Source organism: Tunturiibacter lichenicola (assembly GCF_051013355.1).
In the GTDB taxonomy this organism is placed as follows: Bacteria; Acidobacteriota; Terriglobia; order Terriglobales; family Acidobacteriaceae; genus Edaphobacter; species Edaphobacter lichenicola_F.
This window is the reverse complement of sequence record NZ_CP132944.1, coordinates 1,857,205-1,879,728: the sequence shown is the minus strand read 5'-3', so window position 1 is coordinate 1,879,728 and position 22,524 is coordinate 1,857,205. Positions and strand designations below refer to the sequence as shown.

At 59.0% G+C, this 22,524-nt stretch carries 24 protein-coding genes; 13 read left to right on the top strand and 11 right to left on the bottom strand.

Annotated features, from left to right (window positions below; all coding sequences use genetic code 11):
- Window positions 1-77: 77 nt before the first annotated feature.
- A complete protein-coding gene (locus RBB82_RS08065) occupies window positions 78-1,277 on the bottom strand; it encodes a pyridoxal-phosphate-dependent aminotransferase family protein (protein ID WP_433974604.1) in 1,200 nt (399 codons plus the stop codon).
- A 159-nt stretch (window positions 1,278-1,436) separates the two neighbouring features.
- On the opposite strand from RBB82_RS08065, the gene RBB82_RS08060 reads away from it, so the two are divergent.
- Both RBB82_RS08060 and RBB82_RS08055 read left to right on the top strand, forming a co-directional pair.
- Window positions 1,437-1,904 (top strand): GatB/YqeY domain-containing protein, encoded by a 468-nt coding sequence (locus tag RBB82_RS08060; protein ID WP_433974603.1) that lies wholly within the window; start codon window positions 1,437-1,439, stop codon window positions 1,902-1,904.
- A gap of 185 nt (window positions 1,905-2,089) precedes the next feature.
- Window positions 2,090-2,548, top strand: a complete 459-nt coding sequence (locus tag RBB82_RS08055) for a hypothetical protein (RefSeq protein ID WP_433974602.1) — start codon at window positions 2,090-2,092, stop codon at window positions 2,546-2,548.
- A gap of 24 nt (window positions 2,549-2,572) precedes the next feature.
- Here RBB82_RS08055 and RBB82_RS08050 read toward each other — a convergent pair whose 3' ends face one another.
- Together RBB82_RS08050 and RBB82_RS08045 are read right to left on the bottom strand one after the other, a co-directional pair.
- On the bottom strand, window positions 2,573-3,475 hold the full coding sequence (locus tag RBB82_RS08050) for a glycosyltransferase family 9 protein (RefSeq protein ID WP_433974601.1): 903 nt from the start codon (window positions 3,473-3,475) through the stop codon (window positions 2,573-2,575).
- A 134-nt stretch (window positions 3,476-3,609) separates the two neighbouring features.
- Window positions 3,610-5,463 carry a TonB-dependent receptor plug domain-containing protein gene (locus RBB82_RS08045; protein WP_433974600.1) on the bottom strand — a complete coding sequence of 618 codons (1,854 nt, stop codon included), beginning with the start codon at window positions 5,461-5,463 and terminating at the stop codon, window positions 3,610-3,612.
- 141 nt (window positions 5,464-5,604) lie between these two features.
- Here RBB82_RS08045 and RBB82_RS08040 point away from each other — a divergent pair, with 141 nt between their 5' ends.
- Together RBB82_RS08040 and RBB82_RS08035 are read left to right on the top strand one after the other, a co-directional pair.
- Window positions 5,605-6,063 carry a MarR family winged helix-turn-helix transcriptional regulator gene (locus tag RBB82_RS08040; RefSeq protein ID WP_433974599.1) on the top strand — a complete coding sequence of 153 codons (459 nt, stop codon included), beginning with the start codon at window positions 5,605-5,607 and terminating at the stop codon, window positions 6,061-6,063.
- A gap of 88 nt (window positions 6,064-6,151) precedes the next feature.
- The gene (locus tag RBB82_RS08035) at window positions 6,152-6,580 is read left to right on the top strand and encodes an OsmC family protein (RefSeq protein ID WP_433974598.1); all 429 of its coding nucleotides are present in this window, start codon (window positions 6,152-6,154) and stop codon (window positions 6,578-6,580) included.
- A gap of 2 nt (window positions 6,581-6,582) precedes the next feature.
- Here the strand turns inward: RBB82_RS08035 and RBB82_RS08030 are convergent, their stop codons facing one another.
- The gene (locus RBB82_RS08030; RefSeq protein WP_433974597.1) at window positions 6,583-7,290 is read right to left on the bottom strand and encodes a ribonuclease HI family protein; all 708 of its coding nucleotides are present in this window, start codon (window positions 7,288-7,290) and stop codon (window positions 6,583-6,585) included.
- A gap of 117 nt (window positions 7,291-7,407) precedes the next feature.
- Between RBB82_RS08030 and RBB82_RS08025 the strand changes: the two genes are divergently transcribed.
- The 6 genes from RBB82_RS08025 to RBB82_RS08000 all read left to right on the top strand — a co-directional run bounded on the left by RBB82_RS08025 (window position 7,408) and on the right by RBB82_RS08000 (window position 12,364).
- Window positions 7,408-8,199: an RNA polymerase sigma factor gene (locus tag RBB82_RS08025; RefSeq protein WP_433974596.1), complete on the top strand. Its 792-nt coding sequence runs from the start codon at window positions 7,408-7,410 to the stop codon at window positions 8,197-8,199.
- 101 nt (window positions 8,200-8,300) lie between these two features.
- A complete protein-coding gene (locus RBB82_RS08020) occupies window positions 8,301-9,260 on the top strand; it encodes a HEAT repeat domain-containing protein (protein WP_433974595.1) in 960 nt (319 codons plus the stop codon).
- A 57-nt stretch (window positions 9,261-9,317) separates the two neighbouring features.
- On the top strand, window positions 9,318-10,322 hold the full coding sequence (locus tag RBB82_RS08015) for a PDZ domain-containing protein (RefSeq protein ID WP_433974594.1): 1,005 nt from the start codon (window positions 9,318-9,320) through the stop codon (window positions 10,320-10,322).
- A 108-nt stretch (window positions 10,323-10,430) separates the two neighbouring features.
- Window positions 10,431-10,898: a GNAT family N-acetyltransferase gene (locus RBB82_RS08010; RefSeq protein WP_433974593.1), complete on the top strand. Its 468-nt coding sequence runs from the start codon at window positions 10,431-10,433 to the stop codon at window positions 10,896-10,898.
- An 80-nt stretch (window positions 10,899-10,978) separates the two neighbouring features.
- The gene (locus tag RBB82_RS08005) at window positions 10,979-12,043 is read left to right on the top strand and encodes a radical SAM protein (RefSeq protein WP_433974592.1); all 1,065 of its coding nucleotides are present in this window, start codon (window positions 10,979-10,981) and stop codon (window positions 12,041-12,043) included.
- Between the two features lie 9 nt (window positions 12,044-12,052).
- Window positions 12,053-12,364, top strand: coding sequence for an ArsR/SmtB family transcription factor (locus tag RBB82_RS08000; protein WP_433974591.1), 312 nt, complete (start codon window positions 12,053-12,055; stop codon window positions 12,362-12,364).
- 29 nt (window positions 12,365-12,393) lie between these two features.
- Here RBB82_RS08000 and purF read toward each other — a convergent pair whose 3' ends face one another.
- The 4 genes from purF to dut form a co-directional block, all read right to left on the bottom strand.
- Window positions 12,394-13,896: an amidophosphoribosyltransferase gene (gene purF / locus RBB82_RS07995; protein ID WP_433974590.1), complete on the bottom strand. Its 1,503-nt coding sequence runs from the start codon at window positions 13,894-13,896 to the stop codon at window positions 12,394-12,396.
- Entirely contained in the window at window positions 13,896-16,415 is a 2,520-nt protein-coding gene (purL, locus tag RBB82_RS07990) for a phosphoribosylformylglycinamidine synthase subunit PurL (RefSeq protein ID WP_433974589.1), read from the bottom strand. The genes purF and purL overlap by 1 nt, the downstream gene beginning before the upstream one ends.
- A gap of 54 nt (window positions 16,416-16,469) precedes the next feature.
- A complete protein-coding gene (locus tag RBB82_RS07985; RefSeq protein WP_433974588.1) occupies window positions 16,470-17,363 on the bottom strand; it encodes a DUF5996 family protein in 894 nt (297 codons plus the stop codon).
- Between the two features lie 77 nt (window positions 17,364-17,440).
- Window positions 17,441-17,899 (bottom strand): dUTP diphosphatase, encoded by a 459-nt coding sequence (dut, locus tag RBB82_RS07980; protein ID WP_433974587.1) that lies wholly within the window; start codon window positions 17,897-17,899, stop codon window positions 17,441-17,443.
- A gap of 218 nt (window positions 17,900-18,117) precedes the next feature.
- Here dut and RBB82_RS07975 point away from each other — a divergent pair, with 218 nt between their 5' ends.
- Entirely contained in the window at window positions 18,118-18,576 is a 459-nt protein-coding gene (locus tag RBB82_RS07975) for a hypothetical protein (protein ID WP_433974586.1), read from the top strand.
- Window positions 18,577-18,633: 57 nt separating this feature from the next.
- Here RBB82_RS07975 and RBB82_RS07970 read toward each other — a convergent pair whose 3' ends face one another.
- Together RBB82_RS07970 and RBB82_RS07965 are read right to left on the bottom strand one after the other, a co-directional pair.
- Window positions 18,634-18,702, bottom strand: a complete 69-nt coding sequence (locus tag RBB82_RS07970; protein WP_433975351.1) for a hypothetical protein — start codon at window positions 18,700-18,702, stop codon at window positions 18,634-18,636.
- Window positions 18,703-18,734: 32 nt separating this feature from the next.
- Complete coding sequence (locus tag RBB82_RS07965) at window positions 18,735-19,199, bottom strand: DinB family protein (protein WP_433974585.1); 465 nt, start codon at window positions 19,197-19,199, stop codon at window positions 18,735-18,737.
- A gap of 69 nt (window positions 19,200-19,268) precedes the next feature.
- Here RBB82_RS07965 and RBB82_RS07960 point away from each other — a divergent pair, with 69 nt between their 5' ends.
- Window positions 19,269-20,234 (top strand): helix-turn-helix transcriptional regulator, encoded by a 966-nt coding sequence (locus RBB82_RS07960; protein ID WP_433974584.1) that lies wholly within the window; start codon window positions 19,269-19,271, stop codon window positions 20,232-20,234.
- A 26-nt stretch (window positions 20,235-20,260) separates the two neighbouring features.
- Here RBB82_RS07960 and RBB82_RS07955 read toward each other — a convergent pair whose 3' ends face one another.
- Window positions 20,261-21,040 carry an SDR family NAD(P)-dependent oxidoreductase gene (locus RBB82_RS07955; protein ID WP_433974583.1) on the bottom strand — a complete coding sequence of 260 codons (780 nt, stop codon included), beginning with the start codon at window positions 21,038-21,040 and terminating at the stop codon, window positions 20,261-20,263.
- 218 nt (window positions 21,041-21,258) lie between these two features.
- Between RBB82_RS07955 and RBB82_RS07950 the strand changes: the two genes are divergently transcribed.
- Window positions 21,259-22,263, top strand: coding sequence for a VTT domain-containing protein (locus tag RBB82_RS07950; protein ID WP_433974582.1), 1,005 nt, complete (start codon window positions 21,259-21,261; stop codon window positions 22,261-22,263).
- Window positions 22,264-22,524 lie beyond the last annotated feature (261 nt).

Below are 22,524 nucleotides of genomic sequence, written 5' to 3'. Positions count from 1 at the left end.
TAAGTCCGGGATAAGCCCCGGACTTGCCTTTGAAGCAAAACGTTTGTGCGCAAACCCTCGTGGTTATGAGAGAACTGTTATTTGGCGTGTTCGGCGAAGAAATTTTGTGCGGCGATGAGGCCTTTGCCGAACGCGAAGTTGGGGGCGGGGAACTTGGTTTTGTGGATGACTTGCTCGAGGGCACCGATGATGGCGATGGTGTCCATGTAGTCGAAGAAGCCGATGTGGGCGATGCGGAAGAGCTGGCCCTTCATCTCGCCCTGGCCGTCGGTGACGATGGCGGCGAACTGGCTCTTGAGGCCCTTGACGAGCGTGCCGGAGTCCGAGCCCTCAGGCGCCACGATGGCCGTCGCTGCTGCCGCTTCGTAGCCAACCGGCGCGAAGAGTTTCAATCCGAGCGCAGTGGCTGCGGCGCGAGTCATGGCAGCGCAGGTGATCGCGTTGTCGACCAGCTTCTTGCGGCCTTCGACAAGATCGCCCTCCGGCTTCTCGGGAGTGGCGGCCTGTGCGGCGATGTAGTTCAACGCTGCGCCCAGAGCGGCGATGAGCGCCACCGACGGTGTGTAGGCTGACTCACCTTTGGCGGCGTTCTTGCGCTCCTTGCGGAGGTCGAAGTAGTAGCGCGGGTTGTAGGTGGCCTCCATGCGGTCCCAGGCGCGGGCGCTGACGGCTATATAGCTGAGGCCGGGAGGAATCATGACAGCCTTCTGCGAGCCGCCGATGAGGACGTCGATGCCCCAGCCATCCATGTCGAGGTGCGAGGTGCCGAGGCCGGTGATGCCGTCGACGATGAGGAGAGCTTCGGACTTTTCCTGCTTGAGCAGTTTGGCGATGGCTTCGATGTCGTGGCGAACGCCGGTGGAGGACTCGGTGGCCTGGACGAAGACGGCGCGGGTTTCGAGCTTGAGTGCGGCTTTGACTTCGTCGATCGAGAAGGTGCTGCCATAGGGCGAGCTGATGACGTCGACGTGGCAGCCGAAGGCCTTAGTGATGCCGGTCCAGCGCTCGCCGAACTTGCCGGCGGTCAGAACGAGCACGCGGTCACCGGGAGAGGTGAGGTTGGAGACGGCAGCTTCCATCGCGCCCGAGCCGCTGCTCGACAGGATGATAACGTCGTTTTTGGTGCCGACAAACTCTTTGAGTTGGGAGAGCACGCGGGTGTACATCGCGCGGAACTCAGGGGTGCGGTGGTGGATGTCGGCCGCAGCCATGGCGAACTGCGCGGCGGGGAGGAGGGGCGTCGGTCCGGGGGTGAAGAGGCGGGTTTTTCGGATCATGCAGTTATTGTAGCGGGGTCCTGCCGCACGAGCCTCCTGCGCGGAGGGCGATCACTTCTTGACTTGTATACCTTGTTTCGGTGATGCGGGCGGCTTGGGGCCTCGCGTTCCTCGGCTTACTTATAATTAGGGATTGGATTCGATGGAGACGAGGGAACGATGACGATTGGCGAGAAGATTCAGACGGATATTGTGGTGGCGATGAAGGCCAAGGACGAACACAGGCTGACGACGCTACGGATGGTGAAATCAGCGCTGAAGAACAAGGAGATCGACAAGCGCGAGAAGCTGACCGATGCGGAGGAGTCGCAGATTCTGACGACGCTGATCAAGCAGCGCAAGGAGTCGGTGGAGTCGTTCACCAAGGGTGGCAGGCCGGAGTTGGCGGAGAAGGAGCAGGTCGAGATCGGGATGATCGAAGGCTATCTGCCGCAGGCCGCAGGTGAGGATGTAATTCGCGGCGTGGTGCAGGGTGCGATTCATACGTTGTCTGAAGGCGGGAGCAAGCCAGGGCCAAAGGAGATGGGAACGGTGATGAAGGTTGTGCAGCAGAGGATTCTTGCCGATGGGCTGCGTGCGGATGGCAAGCTGGTCAGCGAGATCGTGAAGGCGGAGCTGGCGAAGTAGATGCTCGCCATCGTCTCCTGCTCAGGGCAGAATTTGCAGAGAGGTTTGGTCTCGGTACGTTTTTGACGGCAGTTTTTGATGTCAGAAAGAAATGATCTTTCGGTCAGGCGGAGCAGTAGAAACTGAGCGATAACAAACACAGCGTAGATTTCATGAGCAGGCCCCTCTCGATGACGAGCTCTCCGATGACGAGTCCCTCTGTCAAGCCGCAGGTAGCGGAAGACTCTCCCCTGTTGCCCGCGACAACGGGCGAAGTAAATGTTGTTGTCGCGTGGTCGAGCTTTCTTTTTGTTCTTCTGCAGAGTGTTTGTACGTTCTTCACTGCTCTTGATGGTCTTCGGGTTTTGATCGGGGTGGGTGCTCTGACCAGCATCGTCGGAGCCGGAAAGTTCTGGGACAGGTTCCATACGGACTGGATTCGAGTGCCAATGGTGGGATTTGCGCTTGCCGGTGCGCTCTTGAATCTGATTGTCCTGATGCATGTGCGCTATCTTCGCAACCGCCCCGCCTCGCAGTGGCGCCAGAAGCCGCTGACGCGGGGGAAGATTCAAAAAGAGCGTGTGCAGCTTGTTCTCTCGCTCGTCACGCTGGTTCTTGTTTTGGTGGAAGAGATAACGCATCTGCGCATGTTTCATCACTTCTAGATAAGCGCAGCTGGCGTTTCGTCTTCACCGGTCGGATTTGACACCGACGGTCTGGACGATCTCTTCGGGCGAGGGCCACCCCTCGATCACCATGTCCGACATGTACTCCGGGTGCGGGCGATAACCTCGCGGAGTATCTTTTGCTTCGATGGGGATTGTGGCGGGAGGGAGCCACTCCCGAATGCCCGATGTGCAAACGACCGGCAACGTGCGGCAGCGCAGGATAGCCGCAAGGTGCATGGGCCCCGAGTCATTGACGATGACATGGGAGCTTGCGCGGAAGGCGTCTACGAGCGGTTGATTGATGAGGCGGCGAACATCTGTCTCAGCGATCCCCGCAGGGAGGGAGTCTCCCGGCGCTGCGACGATCTGGACGTGGCAGATGCCGGAGAGTAGATCGACCAGCCTCGCTACATGCGGATATTGTTTTGAGCGCCATTGCGCTCCAACATGCACCGTGACCAGCGGTGAAGCTGGTGCAGGAAGCTTCTGTTCGTAAAAGTGCTGCACCTGCTGCCAGGGAACCGAGGCAATAGAGGCCCATGCGCGGTAGCGGTTTCGTACGGCAAGCCAACCCTTTGCGTAAGGCAAGTCCAGTAACGCAGAGCGACGCGCGGCGAACGCCAACCAGCCCGTTGATCGTATCGAAGCATTGAGAAACAGCTTTCTCGCAGCGATGGTGTCCCTGATGTCTCCTCGTATGGTCGCTACGTTTGTTGCCGATGTCGAGAGCACCGGCAGCGAACCCGAATTCCATCGTCCCTTACGGCTGCGATCGACATAGCTCAGGTCAGCGGCAATCAGTTCGGGAGCCGCACCTCCTTCTGTTACTGCACGGATGAGATCGTGCCACCGCGAGTTGCAGGCCAGCACGAGCCGCGCGGGGTCTTGCAGTGCAATCGCCATAGCGATCAGAGCGTCTCCCATGCTCCATGGTTCAAATAAAATCAGCTTCCTGGCTTCGGTCACACGGGATCGCTCCAAGCGATGAACAGTCTCTATTGGTTATAAACAATTCCTGTGTCAAGATGCGTCGATACTCGGATTTGTTCGCCAGCCGTCTAGCGCGAGGGTCGCGACCAGTTGAACTCTGTTCCAGCCATGATGGTGCGGCCCTGCAGAGGAACGTCCGGGATCTCCTGATAGCCGGTGTTGCTGAGGTTCAGCAGGCGTAGATAAGGTCGCAGGTGGCCTGTGTTGCGCGAGAGCGCGATGTCCCAGAGTGGATAGGCGGTGTGCTGGGTGCGTTGAACGATGTTCACCTGAGTGCGTGCAGCGATCTGGCGGAAGTTGCCGTTCCAGGCGAATAAGGCGTTCTGCGCCGCATAGTTGTAGGCGTACTCGGAGATTAGGTTCGCTGGAGGAGAAGCCGCATGAGCGGCGGTGTAGCTGAACTGCAACTGCTGGGTGCTGGTCAGTCTGAGTCGAGCAGTGGCTTCGGCTCCAGTGATGTCGAGGTTCTGGATGTTGACCGCCTGGTAGGGTTCGGCGAAGGTGAGTGCGTCTGTGGCGAGAGCAAGTTTTGAGTAGTCGATGGTGTCTTTTTGCTGGAGGCGGAAGCCGGTCGCGGTGAGCGTCAAGCGGCCGTTCGTTGGCGACCAATCAAGTCCAGCTTCGTAGCTCCACGAAGATTCGGGTTTCAGATTTGGGTTGCCGATGGTGGTGGGGTCGGAGTAGTAGAGGTCGACGTAGGTGGGAAGACGAAAGCCGTGGCCAGCAGCGGCTCGCAGGCGAGTCGTGCGAGTGAGCGTATACGCAGCGGCTAGAGAGGGAGAGAAGACCGAGCCATTGCTGCTGAGTATCTCTTCGCGAGCTCCGATTGAGAGAGAGAAGCGGCCAAGCGCGCGGAGGCTGAGGTTGGCGTAGCCGGCGCCCTGATTGCGGGCATGATCGCCGAGCGAGTTCGAGTGGATGCTGTCGCCGTCGGCTTCGATGCCGTAGGAGAGAGTAGTGTTCGGAGTTAGTGCATCGGCGCGGCGCAGAGCACCCTCGTAGCTCGTGGTGATGTGGTTGTTCTCGTAGATGTCGGGCTGATCGACGAAGAGAACGAAGAGATCGGTGTGGCGCCGATAGCCAAAGCTCGCCGCAGTCTGCTGACCGAGCTGCTGCTGGATGCTGGCGAACCAACCCTGGGTGCGCTCCCATGATGGGTACGGGCCGTAGAAGAGATTGGCTCCGTAGGGACGGTCGCTCGCGGCGAGTAGGATGTCGGTCGTGCCGGGCTTGAGGTTGAGCCAGGTCTCCGATGCAAGAGCGTTCGAGGAGTAGTTACGATCCACGATGAAGCCGTCGGAGGTGTCGCGGCTGCCGGTTAGCTGTTCGGCGATTGGGCCGGCTGTGTATGAGGCGCGGAGGTGTTGCACGATGGAACCGTAACTTCCGCCGCCGGCGCTCGCGATGACGTTGAGGCCGCTGGGAGGCGGCTGGGTGAGGAGGTTGACCGCACCACCGATGGCATCGGAGCCGTAGAACGTGCTGCCGGAGCCGTGGAGGATGTCGATTCGTGTCACTGCGTCGAGAGGGATAGGGATGTCGAGGTTGAGGTGGCCTGTCTCGGGGTCGTTGATGCGGAGGCCGTTGAGCAGGATGAGCGACTGCTCGAAGGTAGTGCCGCGGATTGAGAGATCGGCCTGCACTCCGTTGGCTGCGCGAGCTTGGAGATTGAGTGACGGATCCTGTCGTAGGAGATCGACGACGCTGTTTGAGACGAGCGGTTGATCGCGAGGAGAGATGAGGTTGACGGACCGATCGCTCTCGGCGAAGGGCAGCGGTTCGAGTGTAGTGGTGACGGAGATGCTCTGCGCGACGGGGTTAACGGAGGCGGTCGTCGGCCTCGACGTGGTGTCTGTCTGCGCGGTGGGTTGTTGAGCTAATGTGTGAGTGACGCAAAGCAGGCAGAGGAGGTATTTTTTCATGAGGTTAAAGCCGGTCGCCGTGGTTCAAATTCATGCGTCTGCATGAATGATGTCTTCATCATCCGCCTGCAACAGATGTGATTGGAGCTAGTTTGGTGTCGTTGTAAATAGTTGAACCTGTAAACTAGTTTCGAGGTCACTATGCGGATCGAAGCGTTCTTGCAGCAGAACCCCGTTTTTCAGGCTAACCGAATCGCGCGGAGGATGGATGCGTCTCTCAATTTGATCCTGCAAAGCGAAGAGGTGACCCTGCTTGAAGCGCTGGTGCTCGCCGCAATCTTCTTCGAGAAGCGCGGGCAGATCAAGCCGTCCGCCTTGGCAGAGGCGTTCCAGATGACGCGTGGCAATGTGAGTCATTGCATCTCGTCGCTGGAGGCGAAGGGCCTGGTGCAGCGCCAGATCGATCACGACGATGCCCGTGCGGTGCAGCTCGTACTGCGTCCACTCGGCAGGAGGCGCGCGGTGCGCGTGGTGGGGATTCTAGATCGAATGCAGCGTCGCTTCGAAGATGGTTTAGGAGCGCAGAAGTTGGAGACGATGTTGACGCAGATGGCGGCGGTGGAGGAGCTTTGTACACGGATGGCTGCTGCCGGACGCTGAGCTTTATTCTCGAAGTCGACGAAGGTGCCGCCCGATGGGGGTTTCCAGTGTTAATCGAATGTCCGATGAATTTAGGAGGAAGCGACCAATGATTGCCGAGACAGTTTGGACGAAGGAGATGGAGTTTGAGGGTCGCTCCGAAAGTGGCCATAAGGTTGTTTTCGATGCCGGCGACCGGCACGTCAACGGCCCTTCACCAATGGAGGCGGTGCTGATGGCTCTGTGCAGTTGTACCTCTGTCGACGTCGTTTCGATCCTCAAAAAGAAGCGTGAGCCTCTGACCAGCCTTACTGTGTCTGCAACCGCTGAACAGTCCGCTGCGCCGCCTCGGGTATTTACAAAGATCATGCTGACTTATGTCATTGGCGGTGCTGTCTCAAAGAAGGCGGCCGAAGACGCGGTTGAACTCTCGAAGAATAAATACTGTTCGGTCTCGAAGATGCTGGAAAAGGCCGCCCAGATCGACTTCAGGATCGAATACGCGAGCGACTCCAACGTGCACATCTCGAGCGGATAGGATTATTCGCGGATGATTTTTACGAAGACGCCGTCCGGGAGCGTTGCGCCTCCGAGGACGTGGACGACGCCGTCTTTGGTAAAGCCACGAAGCATGGCATCGGCCTTCGCGTAGGGGTCGGGTGGCGCTTCGGATTTGGTCGGATAAGGGGTTGCTTTGAGCGGAGCTTGAGCAGGCTGCCCCGAAGCCGCAGGGCGCACGTCGCTGGTGTTGCCGCGGCGCATCCCGCGATCCATGGCCTCGTTGGCAAGCCTGTCGGCGTCCTTGTTTTTGTGCCGGAGGGCGTGGCTGATCTCAAACTTTTCAAGCTTTGCAATCCGGCGTTTTGCCTCTTCAAAGAGCGGCTTCAGGTCGGGACTCTTGACCTGGTATTTGCCCTGAATCTGCTTGACCATCAGCTCCGAATCGCTGACCACGCGCAGGCGGGGGTGGTTGTGGTCGAGCGCGTACTGAAGACAGCCCAGCAGGCCGGAGTACTCCGCATAGTTATTGGTTCGCATGCCGAGAAACTCCGACAGTTCAGCCAAAACCACGCCTTCGTCGTTCTGGATGAGGGCGCCGTAGCCGGAGGGCCCCGGGTTACCACGGGCTCCGCCGTCACAGTGGGCGTTGATCCAATCAGATCGCTGGCCGGATTGCTGTGTTCTGGGAGCGGCTGGCGCTGGGGATTCGGCAAAGAGGCTGGGGGCGGCGGGCGAACGGGGAGGCATTGGGTGAGTTTACCGGATGCCGAGCCGAAGAAAACAGGGTAACCCCTGTGCTCACCTTTCCTAAGTTCGCAGGTCTACTTGAATGTAATCGATTTCCTGACCTCCGGAGTCAGACTGATGAATGCAGATGCTGCTGGATTGGACCTTGGCGGAGAGCTGTCTTCTTCGCTCGCTATAGGAACTGGAAAACGGCGAATTAGTCCGTTTGCCGCGGGACTTCTGGGCGTCAGGCCGGTAGAATCATTGCCAGCAATGGCAAAAGCGGCGGCCCAATCCGGAACCAGAAACGGCGGCAAGCTGACACAGGCGCAGCTCGACGCACGGGCTCAGCAGCGAACCGAAGACGATGAACTGATCCGCGAGGCCCAGAAGGGGCACCGGACCGCCTTCGATGCGCTGGTGCGACGATACGACCAGTCGGTGCTCAGACTGGCGCTGCATATGCTTGGAAATGAGCAGGATGCACAGGATGTTCACCAGGAGGCGTTCATCAAGGCGTACCGCCACCTGGGAAACTTCCGGTTCGAATGCAGCTTCTACACCTGGCTGTATCGGATTGTTACAAATCTGTGTCTGGACCAGCTGCGTCGTCGTAAGAGCCGCAGGGAAGACCCGGCAACCGTGCTGGATGCCAGTGGCGATGAGATGGACCTGATGGCCAATATCACGGACGATCGGGCGATGGCGAACCCGGGCCGCGAGTTGGACCGTAAGGTGATGAGCGAACGGATCAGCGATGCCCTAAGCAAGCTGACTCCGAGAGAACGAACGGTCTTCGAGCTGAAGCACTACCAGGGGCTGAAGCTCAGAACGATCGGCGAGATGTTGAGCACGACCGAAGAGACTGCCAAGAATACTTTGTTCAGGGCCACGCGAAAGTTACGGGCCAATCTGGCAGGGCTTCGATAAGAGTTGTTCGTCATGGAAGTGGAGCGTTGTGATTGGCGAAAGGGCGAAGCTAAAGACCCCGCTATGACAAGAAAAACTTTGAGGCTGGTTGAGGTAAGACAATGAAGTGTGAGAGCGCAAAAGACTGCATCGTTCTACTAAAGTACGGCGAGCTACCAGATGAGTTGGCCGGACCGCTGGAACAACATCTGATGAGCTGCGAGAGTTGCTCCGCAGAGCTGGATGCGTTCCAGGAATTCGAGGAACATCTAGCTGTATTGCCCGTGTTAGAGCCTTCTCCAAATCTGCTGGCACAATCAAGGATGCGGCTGGATGACGCGCTGGACATGATCCCGCCGCGTAGGTTTCTGGATCAACTAAGGGCAAATCTTTATCGATGGCTGGGACATGTGCAGAGCGCGCCAGCGCTGGCGACGCTGCTGCTGGGCGTGGGTTTTCTGGCAGGGAACTTTACGTTGCGGTATCAGGTGGCGCATGCGCCAAAGCCTGCGCCGGTTGTGACGGTAACCCACCCTGACAGCGTGATCGCAAATGTAACCGGGATCGTGCAGACACCGAACTCGGAGCTGGTGCAGGTGAACTACAACAGGGTCACTCCGGAGACGATGGAAGGTTCGCTGGATAGTCCGGAGATTCGCAAGCTGTTGATGGTGGGAACGAACGCCGCTGCAACGCCCGGAGTGCGAATGAACTCCGTCTCGCTGCTGACGAGCGAGTGCGTCGCAGGCCACGAGTGCCAGCCAACGCAGGATGGCAAGGGGATTCGTCATGCGCTGATGGTGTCCTTGCGGTACGATCAGGACGCTGGAGTGAGGATGAAGGCGCTCGAAGGTTTACAGAGATACGTCAGCCAGGACCAGCACGTTCGCGATGCGGTGCTCGAAGCAGTGCTACACGACTCCGACCCGCAGGTGCGGCAGACTGCGATCGGTGTGCTTGGTCCCGTACAGTCAGACTCGAGCGTACAGCAGGTGTTGCGGACGGTCTCGACGCAGGATGCGAATCCTTATATTCGAACCGCGTCGTACCAGGCGCTGCAGGGCTCTCCAAATATTCAGTAGGTGCGGGAACGAGGTCCGCGTTGGTCGCTTCGTGTGAAGCAGTGCAGAGATGAGGGTATGAAGATGAAACACCGCAGGTCGTTCGGAGTCGTAGCGCTGATCGCGGGAGTAGCCGTTCTGGATGGGGGACAGGTTTTGCACGCCGCACAGACGGCCTCAGAGGTTGGACCGCAGATGGTGGCGATGATGTTGGGTGGGTCGCATGCACGTGCAGCACAGGGGTATCTCGGAGTGGTGGCTCGGGATATTACTGATGACCAGCTTACGGCGTTGAAGCTGAAGGAGACCAAGGGCGCGGAGATCATCGAACTTGACCATGATGGACCTGCCTGCAAGGCGGGGATGCGTGTCCACGATGTGATTCTTCAGATGAACGGTCAGGCAATCGGCGGCTGGGAAGATTTGAAGCGGATGCTGCGGGACCAGCCGGTGGGGCGAACGGTGAGTTTCCTGATCAGCCGCGATGGACAAACCCAGACGATGTCGATGGCGATGGCTGACCGCCAGATGGTCGGGTTGCAGGCATGGGAGCAGCACTACTCGGTACCCGCTCCGGGTGAAGGCCCATCCGGCTCTGTGAGAACTGGTGGCCCCGGAAATAGTTTTATGGGATCGTCGCCGTCAAGCAGCGTGACGCCCACGCCGAAGGGGCATCGAGAGGTCCTTGCGATGAGTATGATTCTCAACTCGTCCTACACCGGCGCTCAGCTCGAAGTTATGGGGCCTCAACTGGCGGACTACTTCGGTTCAGAAGGTGGCGCTGGTTTGCTGGTGCGAAGTGTCGACACCAACAGCCCGGCAGAGGAAGCCGGTATGAAGGCCGGAGATGTTGTCGTGCGTATCAACTCCATCGCTGTGTCGAGCGGAACAGAGTGGACCAAGACGGTTCACGACAACAAGGGGAAGCCAGTGCCCGTCGTGGTGATTCGCGACAAGCATGAACAGACCCTGACGCTGACGCCGGATGGAAAGAAGCGTTCAAGCGCAAAGCCGGTGTTCGGCCTCGAAGATTTCTTTGAAGGAACGACCGAGTACACCAGGCAGTTGCTGGCGAAGTTGTAGACCGTCTCAGGAGACGAATGAAGTGGCGCCTTGGGCGCCATTTTTGTTGGACATAGAACCGGGAGGTTGCGACGCGTGATCCGCCGTTGTGACAATCGAGATTTCGAAGTGATCTGGACCATCATCAACGATGGCGCGCAGGCTTATCGAGGCATCATCCCCGCCGACTGCTGGGTAGAGCCTTACATGTCTCAGCAGAAGCTGCAGCATGAGATCAACGAAGGTGTTGTGTTTTCAGCGTTTGAAGAGGCGGGGTCGGTTACAGGTGTGATGGGCCTGCAACATGTTCACGACGTTACGCTGATTCGACACGCTTATGTTCGCACCGCCAGCCAAAATCAAGGCATTGGAGCGCGCTTGCTATCGCACTTGCGTCAGTTAGCGCCCGGGCCGGTGTTGATTGGTACCTGGGCGTCGGCATTGTGGGCGATTCGTTTCTACGAGCGATACGGCTTCCAAATCGTTGATAACCAGGAGAAAGATCGTCTTCTCAAGAAGTATTGGAGCGTGCCCGAACGCCAGATTGAGACGTCTGTGGTGCTGGCCGAAGAGAGATGGCGAGCGACCAAGCAGTAAGCGCCTTCAGCAAGCTCAAAGGCAGCCTTTTTAGACAAATGAGCCCCCAGGTGCAACGATTCGATATACTTGAAAGTGATATGTCTTCTGCTCCTAAAACTGCTGTGGCGAATGGCAGACGTCCGATGCCTGCAAAGCGCCGCTGGAAGGCAGTGACGCGCAAGCTGCGTGAGCTGGGTTCAATCGGGTCTGCCGTGATGTCGACCGGGCACCCGTATATGGCGCACATTGTGCCGATGCGCCGCTGCAACCTCTCCTGCACCTACTGCAACGAATACGACGACTTCTCGGACCCGGTGCCGCTCGACGAGATGCTGCGCCGCATCGATCATCTGGGGCGCCTCGGCACCTCCGTAATTACGATCTCTGGCGGCGAACCGCTGCTGCACCCGGAGCTGGACCAGATCATCGCCCGGATTCGCAAGAGCGGTGCGATTGCAGGAATGATCACGAACGGATATCTGCTGATGCCGGATCGAATTCAACGGCTGAACAAGGCTGGGCTCGACCACATGCAGATCTCGATCGACAACGTGATGCCGGATGAGGTCTCGAAGAAGAGCCTAAAGGTGCTCGACAAGAAGCTGCAGATGCTCGCCGAGCACGCGGACTTTCACGTCAATATCAACTCCGTCGTTGGTGGCGGTATTGCCAACCCGAATGATGCGTTGACCGTCAGTGAGCGGGCACTGGCGCTTGGTTTCAGCTCGACCATCGGGATCATTCACGATGGCAGCGGCCAGTTGAAGCCCCTCGGCGCGGAAGAGCGCGGCGTGTGGGACAAGGTTCGCAACCTGACTCGCCGAAGCTACTCGCGGTTCAACCACTTCCAAGAGGCCATCGCCAACGGGAAGACGAACGACTGGCGTTGCCGCGCAGGCGGACGGTATCTCTACATCTGCGAAAACGGCTTGGTGCACTATTGCAGCCAGCAACGCGGGTATCCAGCGGTTCCGTTGTCGGGATATACCACGGCGGACGTAAAGCGCGAGTTCCTGACGGAGAAGAGTTGTGCGCCAAGCTGCACAATCAGCTGCGTCCACCAGGTAAGCTACATCGATCACTGGCGCGCACCGCAGACCTCGCAGATTACACCGGGTGCCTCCGGGCATGGAGCCGGCGCGGAGCTGGTACAGATTCGCTAAAGGTGGGCCATGAGCGCTTCGAAGCGGACGGAAGCTGAGCAGCGGGTGAAGCTGACCGACGAGCAGGTTCACCTGATTGCCAAAGCCCTGGCCGACCCGCGACGCTACGAGCTACTACGACAGATTGGAAGCTGCGAGAACTCTATGCCATGCGCTGCGATCCATGAGCTGCATCCCGTGAGCGCCGCCACGTTGTCCCACCACATGAAGGAGCTCGAGACGGCTGGTCTGGTGCGGGCAATGCGCGAAGGAAAGTTCGTCAGCTACACGCTGCGACGGGACGTGCTGCAGGCATACACCGACGCCCTCGCCGAGATCTAAGCTCAGCAAGACTGAATGTAATAGATCGCCTAGACTGTAGTAACCGCTGGCAGAATCTCCGATACATCCACCCACTGCGTCGGATAATCCCCGGTGTAGCAGGCCGTGCAGAAGCTCCCTGGCGACAAGCCATCCACCGGCTCCCCCTTCGTACAGGCATGCGTCAGCCCCACCAGCGACAGGTACGCCAGCGAATCCGCCTCAACAAACTCGCAGATCTCCGCGATCGATTTATTCGCAGCAATCAGGTCTTTCTTCGAAGGCGTATCCACCCCATAAAAACAAGGCGAAGTCGTCGGCGGACACGAGATCCGCAGATGCACCTCTGTCGCGCCCGCTGCTCGCACCATTCGCACAATCTTCCGTGAGGTCGTCCCGCGAATGATCGAGTCATCGATCAGAATCACGCGCTTGCCCTCAAGCAGACTCCGCATCGGATTCAGCTTCATCCTCACGCCGAAGTCCCGCACCCTCTGCTCCGGCTGAATAAACGTGCGACCCACATAGTGATTTCGAATCAGCCCGAAGTTAAACGGTATCCCCGACTCCGCCGCATACCCAATCGCCGCCGTCACGCCCGAGTCCGGCACCGGCACAATCAGATCCGCCGGCACACCCGACTCCCGCGCCAACTGCCGCCCCATCTCCTCGCGTGACTGCTGCACCCACCGGCCATAGATCTTCGAGTCAGGCCGCGCAAAGTAAACATGCTCAAACACGCAGCTCGCCTGCGCCGTCGTCGTGTTGAAGTAGCGGCTCGTCACGCCATCTTCCGACACCATCACCAGTTCACCTGGCTTCACATCCCGCTCATACTTCGCGTGCAGCAGGTCGAAAGCGCACGTCTCGCTCGCAAACACGAATGTATCCGGCGCGCCGTCCTTGCCTTCAATCCTGCCCATCGCCAGCGGCCGGAACCCATGCGGATCGCGTGCTGCGAAGATGCGGTTTCGCGTCATCATCACAATCGAAAACGCGCCCTGCACCTGCGTCAGTGCCTCCGCCATGCAATCGATCAGCGTGTTCTTCGTCGAGTGCGCGATCAACTGGATGATGATCTCGGAGTCCGACGTCGTCTGAAAGATTGCTCCATCGCGCTCCAGTCGCTCTTTCGACGTACCCAGGTTGATCAGGTTGCCGTTATGCGCAATCGCAATAAGGCCCTTCGTGCTTTCGACCGAGATAGGCTGCGCATTCAACAGCGCCGAATCTCCCGTCGTCGAGTAGCGCGTATGCCCAATCGCAATATGTCCCGGCAGCTTCCCCAACACGTCATCGGTGAAGATCTCCGACACCAGACCCATGCCCTTGATGTCGTTCACCTGCTGCCCATCCGCGCTCGCAATCCCCGCCGACTCCTGCCCGCGATGCTGCAGCGCATACAGACCCCAGTACGTCATACGCGCGGCATCCGGATGGCCGTACACCGCCATAACGCCACACTCTTCGCGCAGCTTGTCGAATGGCGTCCCGTCTTCTTCGTCTTCTAAATCTTCCACCGGATGCTTCTGCAGCTCGAGAAGTTTATTCATTACGCCGTCACCACCTCATCGGCCAACTGCTCCTCCAGTGAACCTGCCCACGATCCCTTCAGTGCAGCAACCGGCTCATCGATAACCTTTGTTCCGTTGATCGAAATCTCAAAGTTGCCGTTGGTCACCTCACCCAGCGGGGCCATCCACACCTTAGGATGATCAGCGAGCACAGTTCGTATCGCGTTAAGATGGTCCTCGTCCGTTGAAATAACTACCGACGAACCAATCTCGCTGAAGAATCGTTCCTTCAATGCGAATGGCTCCGTCTCCGAAACGGTCATCGACACGCTCAAGCCCAACTCGCGTGGGAAGCACGCCTTCGCAAACGCAACCGCCGATCCACCATCCGAAATATCGGTAGCCGAGGCCAGCAGACCATGCTCCGAAAGCGCTACAAGCGCCTTGTGGAGCGCTGCCTCTTCCGTCAGGTCCAGCACCGGAGGCGTTCCCCACAGCTCATGCAATATCGTCTTCGCATACTCGGTCGAACCAAGCTCCCGGCGTGGATTTCGCCCGCCACCCTGAAACGCAGAGAGGAAGAGAACCTTATCCCCAGCCCTGCGGAACGCTGACGGAACAGCCTTCGTCACGTCCTCGATAATCCCGACGATGCCAATCACTGGAGTCGGATAGATTCCTTCACCCTTGGTCTCGTTGTAGAGCGAGACATTCCCGCCCGTCACCGGCGTCCCCAACGCGATGCAAGCTTCGGCGATCCCGTCGATCGCCTGCGAGAGCTGCGCCATAATCTCTGGCTTCTCCGGATTGCCGAAGTTCAAACAGTTTGTAGCCGACACCGGCAACGCACCGGTGCAAGCGACCTTTCGTGCCGCCTCGGCAACCGCATGCATCGCGCCCAGCTTTGGGTCGAGATAGGTCCAGCGGCCATTTCCTGCCAACGCCATCGCTAGCCCGCGATCACCCTTCACTGTGCTCGTAAACTCGTGCGACTCATCCGGTGCAACCACCGGGTTCGTCGCATCCTGATTGTTGGTTGAGAGCGTCGCTTCGCCCTGCGGAGTCGACGACGCAACCAGATCGGCAAGCTTACCCAGCAGCCCAGGATGACGTGGCGCACCGGAAGACTTCGCCGTGCCCTTGATCCGCATCACGCCGGCCTCGCCGCCCGGCCCTTGCACGGTATTGGTCTGCACCATCGAGTCATACTGCTCGAAGACCCAACGCTTATCGCAGATATTCGCGCCCGCGAGCAGCTTCTTCAGATCAGCCGTATAGTCTCTCGATCTGTTCAACTCTTCAATCAAATGTGCCGGGGCATCAAGCGGCACCGGAGCCTTCCACACGCCCACTGGACGGTGATACAGCGGAGCATCATCGGTCAGGCTGCGATTCGGAATATCCGCCACCAGCTCACCATGCTGCGTGATCACCATATTCGGCTTCTCCGTCACTACGCCGACGATCGAAGCATCCAGCCCCCACTTCGCGAACACATCCAGAACCTCTTGTGCCCGCGGTTTGTCAGCCACCAGCAGCATTCGCTCCTGCGACTCCGACAGCATGATCTCGTAGCTCGACATGCTGGTCTCACGCTGCGGCACAAGATCCAACTCCACCGTCAGGCCGAGATCCCCACGCGCACCCATCTCGCACGTCGAGCAGGTCAAACCCGCCGCGCCCATATCCTGAATCCCCAGCACCGCGCCGGTCGCCATCGCCTCAAGGCAAGCCTCAAGCAACAGCTTCTCCAGGAACGGATCGCCCATCTGAACATTGGGCCGCTTCTGTTCCGAGCCTTCGGTGAACTCCTCGGAGGCCATCGTGGCTCCGTGAATTCCATCGCGGCCCGTCTTGGCTCCTACGTAGATCACAGGATTGCCCACGCCCGTAGCCTTCGCATAAAAAATCTCGTCACGACGGACGAGACCCAGCGCAAATGCATTCAGCAATGGGTTGCCCGAGTAACAGTTCTCGAACCGCGTCTCGCCACCTAGATTCGGCACACCAAAACAGTTGCCGTATCCAGCCACACCATGCACCACGCCGGTCGTGATCTGGTGGTTCCTGCGCCGCAGCGCCTCATCTGGTTCAGCTTCATCCAGCGGCCCGAATCGCAGCGAATCCATCACCGCCAGCGGTCGCGCATTCATCGTGAAGATGTCACGCAGAATCCCACCGACACCGGTAGCCGCGCCCTGGTATGGCTCGATATACGAAGGATGATTGTGCGACTCAATCTTGAACGCACAAGCCCATCCATCGCCTACGTCGATGATCCCGGCATTCTCTCCCGGCCCCTGCACCACGCTTCCCGGTCCAGTCGTTCTCTCACCGCGAGTCGGAAGGCGCTTCAAATGAACACGAGAAGACTTGTACGAGCAGTGCTCCGACCACATCACAGAAAAAATCCCCAACTCGGTCAGGGATGGGGTGCGTTCAAGCGCTGTTTCGATGCGCTTGTACTCGTCCGGAGTGATGCTGTGCTGCTTGAGCAGCGCCGGAGTAATGGTAGCTGGCGTGGGGACTTTGGCTTGCTGGGCTTGCGGATTTGGCATGGCTCGCTATTTAAGATTGTCGCACGCTCAGAGCCTCACCGCGACCGCTGGCCCTCATCGCCGCTCGAGCGCAGCCCTGTCCCACTTGGCCGCATCTGCAGCGGCAGCGTACGAGCTATCCAGAAACTCCATAATCGCCTGCTCAGGCGCAGCCAACGCCCGCACCGCGTCGTACTTGAAGATGAACTCCCCCAAGGCTTTATCCCACCCCGCAGCATCCGGGCGAATCTTCGCCTCCGACAACCCCTCCGGCACAGGCGCCGCATAGCAGTAGAACGACGCAGCACCATAACCACCGTTCCCCGGCCAGAAGCCAGCGCTGATCACCTCATGCGAGTAGGCCTCTCGCTGAATCGAATCAGCGCCAGGCCTCGGCGGAGCCACACGCCCTGAAAACCGTGTCACCGCAAGATCAAAGCTGCCCCAAAAAAAATGAACCGGGCTCACCTTTCCCAGAAATCCCGTCCCCCAGGCACGAAACACCTTCTCCGCATGCACCAGCACCTGCCAGAACCGGTGCGCATACTCCGGGTCATACGACTTGTGCTGCGTGTCGATATCAAACCGCAGCGGGTCGGACACCTCCACCGGCATTGGATTGATCTTCACCGACACCCCAAGCTCTGCCAGATTCCCCAAATATTCCTTATAAAAATCAGCCACCGTTCGCGGCTTCAACTTTATCCTTCGAACCGCGCCCGACCCCATCCGCAGTTGCAGCTCATGCGCCACAAAATCGAACTCGATATCCAGCACATCGTTCCCATACACGATCGCCGACGTCCCCAGCCCCCGCGCCGTCACATACAACGGCACATTCCACCAGTGGTTCTGCAGCGGAGTCAGCACCATCCGCGTCTTCCCCACGATCTGGGTCCACATGTGCAGCGTATTCGCCGTATCCGCCCACGCGTCCCACGGCAACTCAGGCCACCGCGCCTCACCCATAACGCCTCCTGAAAACACTAGCCGAAAGCATACGCCGCTTGGCAGTAACAAGACCCAGAAGCGAACGTCGCGCCGAACTAACTCCCCGTACTCCCAAACCCCTTCGCGCCCCGCGGAGCCTCCACCAGCTCGCTCACCTCTTCAAACTCCGCCTCGATCCTCCGCACAAGCCGCAGCTGAGCGATGCGATCCCCAGCTTTAATCTCCACCGCCGCCCCGCTCAGATTCGTCACCACCACCTTAATCTCCCCGCGATATCCCGGATCGATCACCCCAGCCAGCGTCGTCACTCCGCGCATCGCCAGCCCCGAACGGTCCTCCACCAACGCCCCATGCGTCGCCGGAAACTCCAGCGCAATCCCGGTTGCAACCGCCATCGTCGCCCCAGCCTGCAGCAACGCCGCATCGACGGCATACAAGTCGGCGGCCAGATCGCCAAACGCCCCCACATGCGCGTACCGCGGCAACTGTGCGTCCTGCCGCAGTTTTAGCACCTTTATCCTCACCGGCGCCTGCCGGTCTACAACTTCTGTCATCCCAATTCTCTCCTTGTGGACATCACGTCTTTCTTTATTGTTACCAGAGCCATACCGATCAACCGAATCTTGCATCCAACACGACAGCCGCGGACGGTATACCACCTTTGGGGGAGAACCTCCGTATCATTTTTCAGCTTTTCCTCTGCCTCGCGGCGTCCAATAAACGCATGGGACGTATAGCCATGCAGTGCACACACCAACAGGAGAGTTTCATTGTGGCCTTGAAAGCTGACCAGCTGACTGCAACTCCTTTGCGCCGTCCGACCAACCCGTCGCCAACCGTCTGGCTCGAGCGCCTGATCGACAACGGCACACTCTATGTTCCACAAAACCTGACCACTTCTCAGTTCGCCATCCTGCAAGCCATCACCATCCTGCTCTCGCGCCCCGGCTCCAGCTACGTTGCATCCCGCCTGGATGCCGCCCTCACCAACAGCGCCGCCGAAGGCTCATCCCGCGCTCCCCACCCCATCGCCTTCGACTACCGGCTTGGCCTCGACGAGATCGAGACCATCACCCGCACCCGCACTGGCTACGGGTTCACCGACCTCCCCATCGAGCTTCAGGAGGCCATCCTCAGCCTCATCTCCACCCGCGACATCGCCTCCCGCAGACTCGACCTCGCCCTCTGGCTCGAAGACCTCCAGGCCCACATCCTGGCCCTCGCCGCGTAAAACAGGAAGCAAACGAGCAGGCAAGCAGGATTCAACTCCCGCTACCTGCTCTCATCGTTAGTGCCACTCATCCGCACTCGGCCCATAGATTGCCGGCACCTTCGCCTCATTCAACCGCAGATACACCGTAAGCTGCCCCCGATGATGAGCCAGATGGCTCAGCGCGCCGTTCGGATCGTGAAGGTCCTCGGCCCCTCTGACAGCACCTGCGAATCCATCTTCAGCCGCCACGTCTTCATCAGATGCTCCTCCGTCGTGTTCTCCAGAGCCTTACGCGAAGCCGCAACGCCGCTCTCGAGCGCCGCCAGCAACTCCGCCCTCGTCTCCAAAGCCTTGGTCTGGAACGCCTTCCCATTCCCATTCAGATCGAGCTCATCATGGTCGATCATCACCGCAACCCATCCCGGCATCGTCGCGACCAGCGCCGCCAGCTTACCCATCTCCATCGACCTTTCATGCGGCTTCCATCCGTTCTGTCCCTCGGGCACTCGCTCAATCACCTTCCGTGAGGCCTCCGCTTCGCTCTCCAGCTGCTCCAGAAAATATCGCTTGAACTCCATCGCACTGCCTCCTGTGAGGCCCTCAGGCCTGACAACCACAAGGTAGTTGCGCATATATGACATCTGTTGTCATATATCTCAAATAACTTTAGTTTCTGAAAAGACTCTGAACAAGAGAGGAGAGAGCACAACGTGAAATCCGATCGCCTCCTCTCCTCGCTCATGCTCCTTCAAGCTCACGGCCGCCTCTCCACACGCGAGATCGCCGAGCGCCTCGAAGTCTCCCAGCGCACCGCTCATCGCGACATGGAGGCCCTCTGCCTCGCGGGCATCCCACTCATCGCCCATCGCGGTGCAAGCGGCGGCTGGGAGCTGCAAAAAGGTTGGCGCACCAAGGTCCCAGGCCTCGACGACGCCGAACTCCAGGCCCTCCTCATGGCTCAGCCCAGCGCGCTCGGAGACCGCAAACTCACCGCCGCCGCCCAGCGTGCCTTCGACAAGCTCATGGCCTCCATGCCAACCTCCATGCGCCTCCACGCCGACTCCATCCGAGCCCGCCTGCACATCGACCCCACCGGCTGGCGACCCTCCAACGAAGATCTCTCCATGCTCCCCATCGTGCAGGACGCCCTCGCCCGCGACTGCAAACTGACCTTCCTCTACACCCGCCCCGACGGCGACACCAACACTCGAACCGTCGACCCGCTCGGCATCGTCTGCAAACAAACCGTCTGGTATCTCGTCGCCCAGACAACCGAAGGCACCCGCACCTACCGGGTCTCTCGCATGCGCGACGCCGTCACCCTCGCGCTCCCATGCATGCGTCCGCCAAACTTCGACCTGGCAACCTACTGGAAGCAGACCACCGTAAAACTCAAAGAACACAAGCACCCCGTCACCACCACGCTGGCACTCACTGACGAGGCCGTCGTCTCCACCGAACGCTGGTGCCCGATGGTTCCTGCACTCGACCATCGCGCATCACGCACGCTGCAAAAGGGCTGGCGTCTCTTTCACGTCCAGTTCGAAAACTACCAGCAAGCCCGCTTCGTTGTCCTCGGCCTTGGCTCTCGCGCAGCAGCTATCGACCCACCCGAACTCCGCAAAGAGATCAAAGCCGAACTTCGCCGCATGCATCGCGCCAACAACGCAAAATAGCGAACACCGGACTTCGCACACAAACCCTACCCCTGCCGCTTCCGCATCCTCAAACTCTGCCAGCTTCCATCGGTCGTCCACCCACCATCAACAGCCAGCGCGTGCCCGTTCACAAACCCACTCTGCTCCGGCTCAGCCAGAAACAGAATCGCCCTCGCGATATCCTCCGGCGTTGCAAACCTTCCCATCGGATTCACGCCTTCGATATCCGCGTCATTATACCCACCACCCGCCGCCTGGTCCGCAATGTCCATCTCCGTCTTCACCCACCCCGGACACACCGCATTACACCGCACCCCTCGCCCACCCCACTCTGCCGCCAACGTCCGCGTCAATCCAATCAATCCATGCTTCGAAGCGTTGTAAGCCGAGCGATCCGCAATCCCCACCAACCCTGCAATCGAAGCCACATTCACGATGCTTCCGCTCCTCTGTTCGAGCATCATCGCGCCAAACGCCTTCGCCAACAAAAACGGAGCCAGCAGATTCACCTGCAGCACGCGCAAAAACGCCTTGCCATCGACAGCCTCTGCCGGCGCAATAAAGCTGATCCCGGCGTTATTCACCAACACATCCACCCGTCCCCACCGCGAGCGCGCTACCTTCACCGCCCGCTCAACCACAGCCTCATCCGAGATGTCACCCAACACCTCCTCAGCCTCAACGCCGGTCGTCCTAATCGCAGTCAGCGTCGCAGTACATGGCTGCATATCCATCAGTAGCAAGCTGTAACCAGCCCCCGCCAAAACCTCCGCCGTCCTACGCCCAATCCCCTGCGCCGCCCCGGTAACAATCGCAATCTTCATGCAGAAAGATTACTGCACCAATCGTCCGTGAGCGATGAGGCTTGGATGAGTGCATTGGCGATGCATCACCCCATCAATTGAGACAACATCTAGGCCAGCCTGTTCCAGCCAGGTTATCGAAAAACCGTTTTTCATGCTTCTGCGACACCAGCAAACCTCTCCTAAGATCGTGAACGTGCTGAGGATATGATTGAAACCGAACAGAGGCCGGAATTCGCATGAACTACTACCTGACCCACATCACCTATCCCATCCTGTTTGTTGCTGTATTCGCGCGTCAGCTCTCTCTTCCGGTTCCCGCCCTTCTTTTTCTACTCACGGGCGGTGCCCTGGCCGGCTCCGGCAAGCTGAGTTTCGTTGGAATCCTGTTGGTCGCTGTTCTGGGATGCGTCTTAGCGGACCTGCTCTGGTACGAAGCTGGCCGCCTCCGGGGCAAGCGGGTCCTGCGATTGCTGTGCGCCTTGACGCGCGATCCCAGCTTCTGCATGCGCCGGGGAAAGGAGATCTTTGCGAAGAAAGGTCTCCGGCTTCTCCTGATTGCCAAGTTTGTGCCTGGCTTGGACGGCATCTGCCCTCCCCTGGCGGGTATGCTCGGGGCCTCGCGACCGGCCTTCCTTGTATACGATGCCGGAGGAGCCTCCTTTTGGGCCGCTGCGTACATCGGCTGCGGCTTTCTCTTCGCGCGCCAGCTGGATCACGTGGCACAACGCATCTCCGCGGTTGCCACTGTGGTGGTTCTGGTATTCGGGGTTCCGCTCCTGATCATGTTCGTCTTGAAACTCACGCAGCTTGTGATGATGATCCGGTTGCTTCGACCGCTGCAGATCGATCCCGGGATGTTGAAGTCGCGATTGGACTTGGGGGAGAAGGTTGGTGTCCTCGATCTGCTCCGCTTTGAGGAGGATCCTGAGGGCGTTGGCGTAATTCCAGGAGCGGTGCGCCTCGATCCGCTCGAGATCCGGCGCAAGAAGCGTATCGTCATCCCCAGCGACGTCAATCTGGTGCTCTACTGCAGATCCAGGAATAGCTTTGTAAGTGCGCGCGTCGCGCTGGCCATGAGGAAGCACGGGATCCAAAACATCTATGTACTGAAGGGCGGTCTGGAGGCGTGGAAAGGCCTCGGCTTTCCGCTAACGGAACAGTTTGCAGATATGGAAGCAGAAATCGCCCGGCTCGGCATCGAAGTCACCCCGCCCTGGAACCACATTCCACTTCGAACGTAGTAGGTCCACCAACTACGATCCCTGTCTTTGCACTCGCACTTGTACTTGTACTTGCAGTTGTTGTTGTTGTTGTTGTTGTTGTTGTTGCTGTTGCAGTTGTTGTTGCTGTTGCAGTTGTTGTTGTTGCCTTGTCCTTTTGTTGTCATTCCGTAGCGCAGCGAAGGAATCTGCTGTTCTGCCGGGGGCATCAGAAAAATCCTGTCAAGCCCCAACCACCACAAAACCAGCTCCAGCCGCGGCTTTTCGCATTGCGCATTCACG